The sequence below is a fragment of the Aminobacter sp. DSM 101952 genome, from assembly GCF_001424795.1.
GTDB lineage: Bacteria > Pseudomonadota > Alphaproteobacteria > Rhizobiales > Rhizobiaceae > Aminobacter > Aminobacter aganoensis.
Window position 1 is genome coordinate 24,976 of record NZ_LMCL01000015.1, and the last position, 13,865, is coordinate 38,840.

Genomic DNA, 13,865 nt, shown 5'->3' on the forward strand with positions numbered 1-13,865 from the left:
ATGGCCTCCGATGACACGCGCCACGACGCCGATGCGCTGACCGATCTCGCCTTCGCCCTGTTCAAGGCGGCTGGCCTCGATCCGGACAAGGCCCATGCCGTCGCCGAGATCCTGGTCGAGGCCGATTTGATGGGCCACACCACCCACGGGCTGGCGCTCGCGCCCTGGTATCTCGAAAGCATCCGCAATGGCGTCATGACCAAGTCAGGCGCGCCCAAAGTCATTTCCGATCGTGGCGCCTGCGTCGCCTGGGACGGTTTGCGCCTGCCCGGCGCCTGGCTGACGGCAACCGCCATGGACCTCGCCGTCGCGCGCGCCGCGACCTACGGTACCGTCACCATAGCCATCGGCAACAGCCACCACATCGGCTGCCTCGCCGCCTACCTCACCCGCGCCACCGATCGCGGCTACATGGCGCTGCTTGCCAGCTCCAGCCCGTCGGGCGCCTCGGTCGCCCCTTTCGGCGGCACGCGCGGCGTCTTCACGCCAAACCCCATTGCCGCCGGCATCCCGACCGATGGCGATCCGATCCTGATCGACGTCAGCGCCTCGATCACCACCAACAACATGAGCTCCCGGCTGATCGCCGAGGGCCGCAAGTTCGAGCATCAATGGCTGCTCGACCGTGAAGGCAACCCGACCAATGATCCCCGCGTGCTCAACGACGGCGGCACCATCCTGCCCGCCGGCGGCCTCGACCACGGCCAGAAGGGTTATGCGCTGGCGATCCTGGTCGAAGCCCTGACGCAAGGCTTGGCCGGTTTCGGCCGCGCCGACAAACCCGAGGGCACCAACGCCTCGGTCTTCCTGCAGGTCATCGACCCCACCGCCTTCGCCGGCGAGGCCGCCTTTGTCAGCCAGACCGGCTGGCTGGCCGACGCCTGCCGCACCAATCCCCCGCGCCAGGGTGTCGAGCGGGTCCGCCTGCCGGGCGAAAGCGCCGCCCGCCGCAAGCGTCAGGCCCTGGTCCAGGGCATTGCGCTGCACGAAGGCGTGTTCGACAAGCTGCGTGTCGAGGCAACCCGGCTCGGCGTCGATTTCACCTAGTGCGTGTGGCGCCCGGCGCCCGGCGGCGCAACCATTCGTTGATCAATTGAGTCTTCGAACGCTAAAATTTTATATACCAAGATATGCACTGCCGGTTTACCAAAAGAAAAAAATAGAAAAGATCGCATACCAAGATATATATTAGTCGATCCCCATAGGTTGCAATGACGATTGGCGCCTTGTTCTGTCGGGCCAATTAGGCAGGGGGATTTGGCGATGGCGACCAGTATTGAGTTTGAGAACGTCTCGGGTGCGGCTGAAGGTGCTTCGGCAGCAGGCACGGTCCAGTTGGCACAGGCCGAGGGCGTCTCGCCGCAGCAGCCGGCAGCGCAGGCCGATCCCGTTCCCGTCGATGCAGGTTCCGGCCAGCCGGTCCAGCAGACCCAGCCGGCCGCGGCGGCCCCGGCTGAGGCCCAGGCCGAATATGTCGCCGACGCTTCCAATGTCGTGCACCTGCCGGCCAATGTCTCGATCGACAACATCAAGGTCGACGGCGACAACCTGGTTCTCGAGCAGGCCGACGGCAGCGTCATCGTCATCAAGGACGCCGCGGCCAACGTGCCGACCTTCCTGCTCGGCGATGTCGAGGTTCCGCGCGTTGCCCTGATCGCTGCGCTCGAGGCCGGCGGCATCAACGTCGCATTCGGTGCCGACGGTTCCATTTCGGCCGCCTCTGGCTCGACCAGCAGCTCCGGCGGCAATTTCGAGCTGCCCGCCGGCGGCATCGGCAATGGCTTCGACCTGTCTGCCCTGCTGCCGCCCACCGCGCTGGCCTTCCCGCAATATGATGGCCGCGAACTGACCCTCGGCGAGAACGCCGATCCCGAGTTCGCCGGCTTCTCGATCCGCCTTTCCGAAGAAGGGCTCCAGGGCGGTATCAAGGATGGCTCGGGCTCACCCGACGACCGTTCCGATTCCCCCGTGTACACAGGCAATTTCGGCGCGACCGATCCCAATGGCGATTCGCTGACCTACAGCCTCGGCCTGCCCACCACGCCCGGCCTCTCCTCCGGCGGCCAGCCGATCACCTGGGAACTCGTCGGCCCGAACCTGCTGGTCGGCAAGATCGATGGTGGCGAAGGTCCGGATCAGGAGATCATCCGCCTGGAGATCACCAACCCCGGCACGGGTGCGTTCGAGGTTACGATCCTGGGCCCGATCGATCATCCGGAACAGGGTGCCGAGGATGTCGTCGGCATCGACGTGCCGGTGACAGTCAAGGATCCCAACGGTGGCTCGGCGACGGCCAATGTGACGATCGAAATCGAGGACGACAGCCCGAAAATCACCTCCGTGGGACTGGGCGGTTCCGCGGTCGTTGATGAAACGACGGCAGGCACGACGGCCGGCTATCCGGTTGAGGTCACGAGCGGCAGCCCGGTCCTGGACCTCGACGCGCATTTCGGTGCCGACGGCGCTGCCGCTGGCGGTGGCATTTCTTACGCGCTCTCCCTCACCGGCGGTGTTTCGACCTTGAAGACCGCCATCGGCGACTTCCCGATCTCGCTGGTCCAGGTCGATCCGACGACCATCGCCGGCGTGTACCAGAACAACGGTCAGCAGACCGCGTTCACCGTCAAGATCAACGCCAACGGCACGTTGACCGTCACGCAGAACGTGCCGCTTGAGCACAACGCCGACGGCGACACGCCGGCCGCCCACGACGACTTCCTCAGCCTGTCCGGCCTCGTCAACGCCACAGTGACCATAACCGATTTCGACAATGACAGCGTTTTCGGTGGCGCGCAGGTCGGCGGCCTGATCCGCTTCTATGACGACGGCCCCAGCGTTTCCGAAAATGCGGTGGTGCTTCTCGACGATGATGCGATGGACGGCGGCAATGCTGGTACGCCTGCAGTCGGCGACGACGATGACGGCGCCAATACCTCGGGCACTCTCGGCTTCGATTTCGGCGCCGATGGCGGCTCGGTCGCCTGGCTGGTGAGCGGCGCCCCCACCGGCTTCGAGTACAAGCCCGGTACCAACGGTGCCCTAGAGGTCTTCCAGAACGGCACCAAGGTGCTCACCGTCACGCTGGACAGCGCCACCGGTGCCTACACCGTGACGCAGAACGCGCCGATCCAGCACGCAACGGGCGGCAACGAAAACAACCAGATCTTCAACTTGACCTACCAGGTCACCGACAATGACGGCGACACCGCCAACGGTACGCTGCAAATCAACGTCGACGACGACACGCCCACCATCGCAGGGTCCGGCGAAGGCCCCGTGCTGACGGTCGACGACAGCAGCCTCGGCACCAACGCGACCGCGTCATTCGCCAACAATTTTGTCGCTTCCTATGGCGCCGATGGCCCCGGATCGGTCACTTACGCTCTGAGCGTCGTTGCCGGCGTTTCCGGCCTGACCGACACCGCGACCGGCCAGCAGGTCGTCCTGAGCATGAACAACGGTGTTGTGGAGGGCAGGACTGCCGTCGGCAATAGCCTCGTGTTCACCGTCAAGGTCAATGCCAACGGCGATGTCACGCTTGATCAAATTCGCTCGGTTCGCCACGAAAATACCAACGATCACGACGACGCCCGCAGCCTGGCCGAAGATCTGGTCAAGCTGACCGCGACGGTCACCGACGCCGACGGCGACAGCCAGTCGGCGACGCTGAACATCGGTGACAATCTGGTGTTCAAGGATGACGGCCCGTCGGTCAAGCCGGGCGATGCGTCCGTCAAGGTCGACGAGGACGACCTCTGGACGGCGTTTTCGCACGGTACGTCGCCCGACGGCGACACCGAATGGTTCACCGGCGCGGCAAAAGCCACGGGATCGGTCGCAGGCTTGGTCAACTTCGGCACTGACGGCGCCGCTGCCGGCGGTGGGTTCGGCTTCACCGCTACGGCAGCAGACCAGATGGAAGCGCTTGGTCTGCAGTCCAAGGGTTCGCCGCTGAGCTATGCCGTGGTCGGCAACACGCTCGTCGCCTTCGTCGACAACGGCAATGGTCATTACGACCTTCTCCAGGATCGCCCTGTCTTCACGATGACGCTCGACGGCGACGGCGACTTCACTTTCCGCCTGCTCGACCAACTCGACCATGTCGCGCCGCCATCCGGCGCCAATCAGAATGAGGATCTGCAGGCCAACGGCGCGCCGGTGTCGTCGATCGACTTCGGCTCCGTCATCCAGGCCACGGACAGGGACGGCGATTCCGTGACCCTGTCCGGCAAGGTCAACGTGACCGTTGTCGACGACATCCCGCAGGTCCACATCAAGGCGACCGGCGCTGCGGTGACGCATGACGAGACGGCAGGCCTCCAGGGCGATGACGCCGACCCGTCGGTCATCGCCGACCGCTTTGCCTCGCTCAATCAGCCCGCCGCCCTCGGCTACGCGCATCAGGGCAACGTGGTCAGCTACGGCGCCGATGCTTTCGAACCGGGTGCCGATGAGCCGATCACGATGTCGATCGCGCTTGCCCTCAATGGCGGCAATGGCACCGACTCCGGCCTCAAGACGACGTCCGGCAGCCAGATCTCGCTCTACCTCGTGGACGGCTTGATCGTCGGTCGCGTGGATAATGCCGATGGATCGGCGAATCCGAACGGCCAGATCGCCTTTGCGGTCGCCCTCGACCAGGACGGTGGCGTCAGCATCGCCCAGTATCTGTCGCTGGAGCATCCGAAGCAGGGCAATGGCTCGCAGAATTCGCACGACGAGCCGGTCAATCTGGGCAACCTCGTCAAGGTCGTCCTCACGGCGACCGACAATGATGGCGACACGGTCGAGAAGTCGGTCACCATCGGCAACAAGATCGTGTTCGAGGACGACAGTCCCAGGATCACGGCGCCCGTCGCGGGTGCTGGCGTCGTTCACGACGAAACGCCCGGCAACGATCCCGACGCCAACGACAATGGTACGATCTCGCCGCTCAACGTTAACAATCCGGGCAGCGACCCGCACGTCAATGGCGGCGTCGGCCCCATCGGGGTTGCCCAGTCGCAGGGCGCCATCGTCACGGCAAACGTCGACTATGGTGCGGATGGCGCCGGCGGGCTGACCTACGCGCTCAATATCGGTGCCGCAAGCACGACCCTGCTCACCACCGAAGGTCGGGCGATCCAGCTGTTCAACGAAGGGGGCATCATCGTCGGCCGCTTCGACGCTGCCGGCGGCCAGATCGACCAGGGTGATCCTGCGGCATTCGCCGTCGGCATCGACCCGGTGACCGGCGTGGTCACGCTCGTGCAATACGTCTCGCTGCAGCATCCGACCCAGGGCTCCAGCCATGACGAGGAACTGTCGCTCGCAGCCAACAACATCAGGGTTGTCCTGACCGCCAGGGATGGCGACGGCGACACCACAAGCGCCACCGTCAATGTCGGCAATGCCATCAAGTTCGAGGACGACGGCCCGAAGCTGATCTCGGTCGTCCCGACGGTGCCGGCGCTCGGCGACGAACTCGTCGTCAACGGCAGCTTCGAACTGGGTCATGGAAATGTTCTGGGCGGCCAGGACTGGGAGATATTCCACCAGCTGCCGGGCTGGAACTCGGGCGGCAACGTGCCGTTCGAAGTTCAGACAGGCGGCGCGGGCGGCATCGGTGCTCCCGTTGGAGGCGGCACGGCGGTAGTCGAGCTCGACTCCGACACCGAGGGCAATCCGGCCAATGGCAATGTCGGCGATATCAATCCGACCGGTGACACCAATGCCACCATTCAGCAGGTGGTCAATGGTACGGAAGCTGGCCAAACCTATCAGCTCACCTTCTACTATTCACCGCGCGGCGATGCCACGACTGCTGGCATGAAGGTCACCTTCGGTGGCGTGGAGGTGTTCAACTCCAGCGCAGGCAACTACCAGCCCGGCACTTGGTATCCGATCACGGTTACCGTGACAGCACCCGTCAACAACGCGGTTCTGGCCTTCACCGGTACCGGTGCGCAGGACGAAGTGGGCGCGCTGCTCGACAAGGTCAGCCTCAAGGCGGTCTACACCACGACCATCGACGACGAGAACGTCCCGGGCGGTGCCGCGGGCATTCCGGGCGGCCCGGGCGATGACGGCGCGGGCAATGTCGCCACCGGCAAGATCAATTTCGACGCCGGCAGTGACGGCCTGAAGTCGATCGCCGCGACGGGCGTTGCGGGTCTCCAGGCGATTTATGTCGACCCGACGACCAATGTCGGCACGCAGTACAATGTCAACAATCAGGCCTGGGTGGCCAATGGTGCCGGCGGTACGCTGACCGGCACGATGGACGTGCCCAATGTCGGCACTGTCACCGTCTACACCCTGACCATCGACGCGTCGGGCAACTACACGCTGACCATGCTTCAGCCGCTGGTGCATTCGGTTACTGACAACCCTGCCACGAGCGAAGAGGAGACGTCTTTCGAAGACAATCGTCCGCTCGATTTCGGCTTCACCATCACCGATGGCGATGGCGACACCGCGACCGGCACGGTCGCCATCAGCGTCGACGACGACAGCCCGGAATTCGTTAATGGCGGCATCGAGGACGGCGCGGTGTCGGCCTACAATACGGCAGTGACAGGCGATCTGAACCTTGCCTTTGGCGAGGACGGTCAGCACGCGACGGACGGCCTCCGCATCACCGGTTGGCCAGAGCTTGAAGGCGTCACCACCACCCTCTCTGGCGACGGCAAGACCCTGACAGCCACGATTGGGGGTCAGGGCGGCGCAACGCTCTATACGCTTCAGCTCAATGGCGACGGCACCTACACCTTCAACCAGGTGAACTCGCTGCCGGGCGGCGGCAACACGCTGCCGGAAGTCTCAGTTTCGAGCGGCTTTGGGCCGACCGCGACCAAGGATTACGAAGGCTTCACGCTCAAGGGCCTCGACGGCGGTCTGCTCAGCGGTTCCGGTGATGGCATCGGCATTGGCAACAATGGCATGAACCCCGGCGAGAAGTTTGCCATCGTTTACGATGTCGAGATGACCTCGGCCAAGCTGGGCGTCAACCATTTTGGCAACGGAACGGTTCGCCTGGACTGGGTCGCAAAGGATCAGGACGGCAACATTGTCGCGTCTGGCAGCAGCGCGGATTTCAGTTCGGACGGCACCGTGACGATCACGCCGCCTCTTGGCGAGAAGTTCTTCAGCCTCGAAGTGACGACGGTTGGAGTGGATGGTCCTGCTCCGAAGTTCAAGCTCATCAGCGTCGGTGGCGAAACGCACGGCGATGCGGTCATCGACAAGCTGAACTTCCAGGTCACCGGCAAGGACGGCGATGGCGACTCGGTCTCCGATGCCTTCGATATCAAGCTCGGCGGCTCGAAGCCCGTGGCCATCGACGCTTCGGCGGCCGTCGATGACGACGGCCTGTCCGGTGCCAATACTGGTGGTCTCCAGGATATCGCAGTCCCAGACAACGACAATGACGGCAAGGAATCGACCTTCTCCGGCGCGCTGCAGGGCAGCGGCGGCGATGGCGCACTGGTGTTCAGCTTCGCCGGCATGAGTGGCCAGTCCGCGCAGGTTGGTCAGGAAATGGTCTCCTACAGCCTCGTCGGCAACACGTTGACGGCAACCGTCTCGGGGGCGGCGCCAGGCGCGGTTGCTGCCCCGCGAACCGGCCAGGTTCTGTTCGAGATCGTGCTCAATCCAAACAGCGGCCATTACGACCTGGCGCTGAAGATACCTGTGCTGCACGCCAATGCAGACAACTCGGAGGCGAGTGTCAGCGTCATCCCGCCGATCACATTCACGGTTGGCGACTCCGACACCGACACGTCAGCTGCCGACACTGATACCGGTACGCTGGCGATCGAGTTCAACGACGACGTGCCGATTGCCGGCAACCATCCGGGCGGCAGCTTCGTCGAGGGCAGCGCGACTCAGGATCTTGGCGTTGCGACAACCCTGCTCGGAATCAGCGGCGGTGCCGACGGTCTTGCCGGCACGCTGCAGCAGATCGCCTTCAACAACACCGGCGGCACTGGCGGTGCGCTGTCGATCGACAACAACGGCCACCTGATCTACACGCCGGCCGCCAATGTCGGCACCTCGGGTGCGACGGAGACGTTCAGCTATACGGTCACCGACAAGGACGGCGATGCGATCACCAAGCAGGTGACGTTCGAGATCTCCGACACCGGCGTCAGCAACCTGTCGGCGACCGATGCCCTGGTTGATGAGGACGACATCGCCGGCGCTGGCGGAGTTGCCGATGGGCCCGGCGATCTGACGACGCCGGTTCCGGGCGGCACGATCAGCTACACGTTGGGTGCGGACGGTAACGGTGCTTCGGTCGCACTTTCGGCGACCGTCGGCTTCACCAAGCTGGACGGTACGTCGATCAGCACGCAGTGGGATCCGATCGGCAAGGTTCTGGTCGGCTACGGCACCAATCCGTCCGACGTGGTGTTCAGGATCACGCTGACGGCGGTCGGCACGGCGTCGAACGCCGCCAACAGCGCCTCCTACACGGTCGAACTGCTGCAGCCGGTCGCGCATCCCGCCCATGACGAGGATGGGCTGAACGATGGCGCCGAGACGGCGTTCGAGGACGATCTGTCGATCTCGGTCACCGCAACGGTCACGGACGGCGACGGCAGCACCGGCACGACTGGCTTCACCGTCACCATCGACGACGACGTGCCTGTCGCCGGGAACCATCCGGGCGGCAGCTACGTCGAGGGCAGCGGGACGCAGGATCTTGGCGTTGCGACGACCCTGCTGGGGATCAACGCCGGCGCCGACGGTCTTGCCGGCACGCTGCAGCAGATCGCCTTCAGCAACACCGGCGGCACCAGCGGCACGTTGTTGATCGACAACAATGGCCACCTGATCTACACGCCGGCCACCAATGTCGGCACCTCGGGCGCGACGGAGACGTTCAGCTACACGGTCACCGACAAGGATGGCGATGCGATCACCAAGAAGGTGACGTTCCAGGTCACCGACACGGGAGTGACGGGGGTCGGCGTATCGGCGACGCAGCTTGTTGCCGATGAAGACGACATCGCCGGTGCAAACGGCAATGCGGGTGGCACGGACGATGCCTCGCCGGCTCTGTCTGGCACGATCAGCTATACGCTGGGGGGCGATGCCATCGGCAGCGTGACGCTGTCGACGGCGAGCGATGCGACGGGTCTTCAGACGCTGGACGGCCAGGCTGTCAAGACGGCCTGGGTGGGTAGCCAGCTGATTGGTTATGTCGGCGCCGATGCCGGCAATGCGGCCAACCAGGTGTTCAGGATCGTTGTCGGCGCGCCGACCAATACGGGTGCGTCCTACCAGATGACGCTGCTGCAGCCGGTCAAGCACTCGGTGAGCGGCACGGAGGACGACACGGCACCGTTCACCGTCGACGTGAAGGTGACTGATGCCGACGGCAGCACGGGCACCACCAGCTTCACCGTCGTCATCGACGACGACACGCCGATTGCGAACACTGCCGTCAACAACGATCCGGTTGCCCCGCAGGTAACCGAGGGCAGTTCGATTTCGGGCACCTGGAGCCAGGCGGCCGGCGCCGACGGACTGAAGGAGATCGTCTTCTCCGCGGGTTCGCAAACGCAGACGGTCACGACGGGGGCCTTTGGCAGCCTCGAGTTGAACGTTGCCGGAGGTAAGGTCACCTTCAACGACAATGGCACCTGGACCTTTGCTTCGCCCAACAACTCCGTCGCCGCTGACCAGAACTTCACGCTCGGCGTCAAGGTGGTGGATCGCGACGGCGACGAGCACAGCAGCAGCGAGGTGATCAAGGTGGTCAACAGCGCATCGCCCACGGCGACTTCTGCTGCGGTGACCGCCGATGAAGACGATCTGGCTGCCGGCAACCACAACACGAACAGTGACGGTGATGCGGCGCAGTCGGGCCTGACGGGATCGTTAGGCAGCTTCGGTCCCGATGGGGCTGGATCCGTGGCGTTCGGCGTCACCAACGGCGCTGCGGTGACGGCGAGCGGTTACCCGACGGTCAGCGCCGGCGGACAGCAGCTGTTCTACCATTGGGATGCGGGCACCAAGACGCTGTACGGCACCACCGACACGTCGGCGGCCGCGGCAAATGCTGCATTCAAGGTCACGCTCACCGGCACCAGCTATGAGTTCACCTTGCTCAAGCCGCTGGACCACAAGACGGCTGGCACCGAGGACGATATCGACATCAGCCTCGGCTACACCATCACCGACAGCAATGGCGACACGGCCAATGGCAGTTTGTCGATCAAGGTCGATGACGACATGCCGCTGGCCAAGAACGATACGGCCACGGTTGTCGAGGGTGCCAAGCCGAGCATGAATGTCGTGCTGGTCATCGACACCTCCGGCAGCATGGCCGATGACGGGGACCCCAACACCCCGGGCGTTCAGTCGCGGCTGGCCATGGCCAAGGCGGCGGCCCTCAACTTGCTCAATTCGAGCGGTGTCACCATCAACCAGGTGATGGTTGTTGAGTTCTACGACCAGGTCCAGGTCAACGATCCCAAATGGGGCACCTGGAGCAATCCGGCCGACAGGGCCGATATCGAGAGCTTCATCAACACCAGAGTCACCGGCGGCGGCACCAACTACGATGCAGCAACCGGGGCGGTTCGCGCCAGCTGGGGCACCGGGCCCACTGCGGCCGATCTCACCAATGTCTACTTCCTGTCGGACGGCGATCCCGATCCCAATTCGGCGGGGCTTGATGCCGGCGAAACGACGGTTTGGCAGAACTTCCTTGTCAATCCTGACGGCAACGGCGCGACCAACGACGCCGTGGACAACGTTTACGCCGTGGGCATCGGTTCTGGCGTGAGCACCACTGCGCTCGATCCTGTTGCCTGGGCGAATGGCAATGCCAACTTCCCGCCGATCGTCATCACGGATGCGACGCAGCTGAGCTCTACCCTGACGGGTACCCTGCCGGGCTCGACCACCGGAAACGTGCTCTCCAATGACGGCGGCTTCGGCGCCGACGGTGGCCGTATCCTGTCGATCGAGGTCGACGGCGTGACCTACACGTGGAACGGCGCCAATTCGATCGCCAAGTCCAGCGGTGGCGCGATCGCCGGAACGTCGTTCACCGTGAACACGGCCACTGGCGGAACCTTCACCTTCCAGTTCGCAACGGCTGGAGGAAAGAACGCCGGCGACTGGAGCTACAAGGCGCCGGCAAGCGTGACCCAGGACAGGGTCGAGCACTTCACCTACGTCGTTCGCGACGGTGACGGTGACACGGCGTCGGCGAACCTGGATATCACGGTCCAAAACATCAACCAGGCGCCAGTCGGCATCGATGGCGTTGTCAACGGCACTGAAGACACCACTGTCACGCTGACGGCGGGCAACTTCAGCTTCACCGACAGCGACAACCATCAGCTCCAGTCGGTGATCATCACGACACTGCCGGCAGGTGGCCAGTTGCTGCTCAACGGCGTTGCTGTGCTTGCCGGGGCGACGATCTCGTCAACGGCGATCGCCGCCGGTCAGCTGACCTATGTTCCCGCGGCGAATGCCAATGGCTCGGTCAACCTGTCGTTCCAGGTGGTCGACAATGGCGGCACGGCAAATGGCGGGAAGAACACCGACACGTCGCCGAACACGCTGACGATCAACCTGGCGGCGGTGAATGATGCACCGACAGCGGCCATTGCTCCCACTAGCTACAGCGCGACCGAGCAAACCAACCTGACATTGCATGGCACCGGATTGTCGATCGCGGATGTGGATGCAGGTTCAGGCACCGTGACAGCCGTACTGTCGGTGACATTCGGCATTCTGGATGTCGTACGAGGGAATAGCGGCGTTTCCGTCAGCGGAAGTGGCACCGGTTCCGTAACATTGACCGGTACCATTGCCCAGATCAACAATCTTCTGGGTGGTGTCGACACGGGGTCGGGCTCGGCTGGGACTATTCGCTATAATGCGAACAACGATGCGCCGCCGAGCAGCGCGGTTCTGACGCTGACGGTTAGCGACGGTGGCAACACCGGCTCCGGCGGAACACAAATCGCAAGTGACAGTGCAACGATCAACATTACTGCTGTCAACGATGCTGCAGCAGCGACGGATGACAATGTTATCGTCAACATTGCACCAGTTGATGGTAGCGTGCTGCAATTGCCCAATTGGGCGCTGCTGGCAAACGATGATCCGGACGGCCCCAATCCCTCGCTCAACATTGCGACGGTCAGTAATCCCAGTGACTTGGCGTCGGTAAGCCTGGCGACGAATCCGGGTTACGTGACGGTCAAGAACAACTCGGGATGGTGGGGGGATGACACAGACTGGGGCGATTTCAAATATGCCTACGCCACTGGCGGCAAAGCCGATGTCTCGATATCGCATGACACCGTCGGGGCCATGGACGGTACCAGTTCCGACGATGTGATGATCGATCTTATCAACAACGCGGCCACCGAAATGCGTGGCAACGGCGGCAACGATGTGCTGATCGGCAACGGCGGGAATGACCTGCTCTTCGGTGGCGATGGCAACGACATCCTGCACGGCGGTGACGGCGCTGACACCATGACCGGCGGATCGGGCGCCGACACCTTCGTCATCAGTGCCGACACGTTGGGGGCGATCAACGACGTCATCACCGACTTCAATCCGGCCGAGGGTGACCAGATCGATCTCAGCGAACTGTTGAAGGGCATAGCGCCCAACACCAACCTGGAGACGGCGGGTTATGTGAAGATCGAAGACCAGGGTAACGGCACTTCGATCCTCAGCGTCGACGTCGACGGCAATACAAGCAATGCCAACACCTATCAGGAGGTCGCAGTTCTCCAGAACTTCAGCTACGATAGCAGTGGAGTTAATGACCTCGTGAAGGTGCTGTACGAAAACAGTTCGGGTAACAAGAACCCGGATAACGTATAGAATGGCGCCTGGGTTGATTGAGAGGGACTGCAGTTTTCGATGACGGTCGACAGACCTGACACAACGGACGAAGGGGCGGGTGCTGCGGCGCTCGCCCTTGATGTCGTGGGGATCGCGGAGTGGCGGGCGGAGCCGGATTTCCCGGACCTGCCCATGCTCGCCCCGTCTCCGTTGCCGGCGACCGACCAGGCGGCACTCGGCGAGACGCTCGCCGATGCGCTGTTCGGCGAGGTCATCGAGATCTCCGACCTGATCCCGCATCTGCTGGCGCCTGGCGTCGAGGCTGCGGCGGGGCCGGTCGACGTCGTCGTTGCAACGGACATGGCCGGGGATGCCATGGTCGCCATGGTGCCTTTCACCATCCTCTTCGAGGAAGAGCCGGGGCACGGCACGTTTTGAGAATGTGAATACTNCGCAACGGACATGGCCGGGGATGCCATGGTCGCCATGGTGCCTTTCACCATCCTCTTCGAGGAAGAGCCGGGGCACGGCACGTTTTGAGAATGTGAATACGCCCGGGCTGCCGGGCGGGGACGTCAACGGGTTGCAGCCGGCGACCAAGGCATGCCGGCAGGAGAGGGGATTTCTCATGGCTTTTGATTGGAAGATGCGGTCGGCCGTTGCCGGCCTTTGCCTGGCCGCCTTCGCCGGCCAGGCTGTGGCGGCCGACCTGATCGACATGCCCACGGTCAGCTATTGCACCACGGCCGGCACCTCCAGCCTGGCGCTGAACGAGAATGTCGGCGAGCTCAAGACCGAGGTCGTGCGCCTGATGGACGAGGCGGTCGCGGCGGCGAACAGCTCGCAGTGGATCGATTCCAAGCGCCCGGTCTTCGTCTGGGCCTCCGAGGCCAAGGTCGCCTGCGGCAAGGCCTATGGCTACCTCAAGACYAACTACCGCGACGAAGACTACCTCAACAAATGCGAATGCTTCCACAGCCGCATGGTCGAGTACATGAACTAGCCGGGCAGCGGGCACGCGTTCTCCCGTGGCCTTCGCCGCGCCGATGGTGTCT

General features: G+C 63.6%; 4 protein-coding genes. All 4 read left to right on the forward strand.

Translation table 11 applies throughout. The features are described 5' to 3' along the window. Window positions 1–1,047, forward strand: coding sequence for an Ldh family oxidoreductase (locus ASC75_RS13335; RefSeq protein ID WP_055975960.1), 1,047 nt, complete (start codon window positions 1–3; stop codon window positions 1,045–1,047). A 216-nt stretch (window positions 1,048–1,263) separates the two neighbouring features. Beyond that, window positions 1,264–12,849: a DUF5801 repeats-in-toxin domain-containing protein gene (locus ASC75_RS13340; RefSeq protein ID WP_055975963.1), complete on the forward strand. Its 11,586-nt coding sequence runs from the start codon at window positions 1,264–1,266 to the stop codon at window positions 12,847–12,849. A gap of 39 nt (window positions 12,850–12,888) precedes the next feature. Next, window positions 12,889–13,248 (forward strand): hypothetical protein, encoded by a 360-nt coding sequence (locus ASC75_RS26030; RefSeq protein WP_156381256.1) that lies wholly within the window; start codon window positions 12,889–12,891, stop codon window positions 13,246–13,248. Window positions 13,249–13,456: 208 nt separating this feature from the next. Beyond that, window positions 13,457–13,813 carry a hypothetical protein gene (locus tag ASC75_RS13350; RefSeq protein ID WP_244487836.1) on the forward strand — a complete coding sequence of 119 codons (357 nt, stop codon included), beginning with the start codon at window positions 13,457–13,459 and terminating at the stop codon, window positions 13,811–13,813. Window positions 13,814–13,865: the final 52 nt, after the last annotated feature.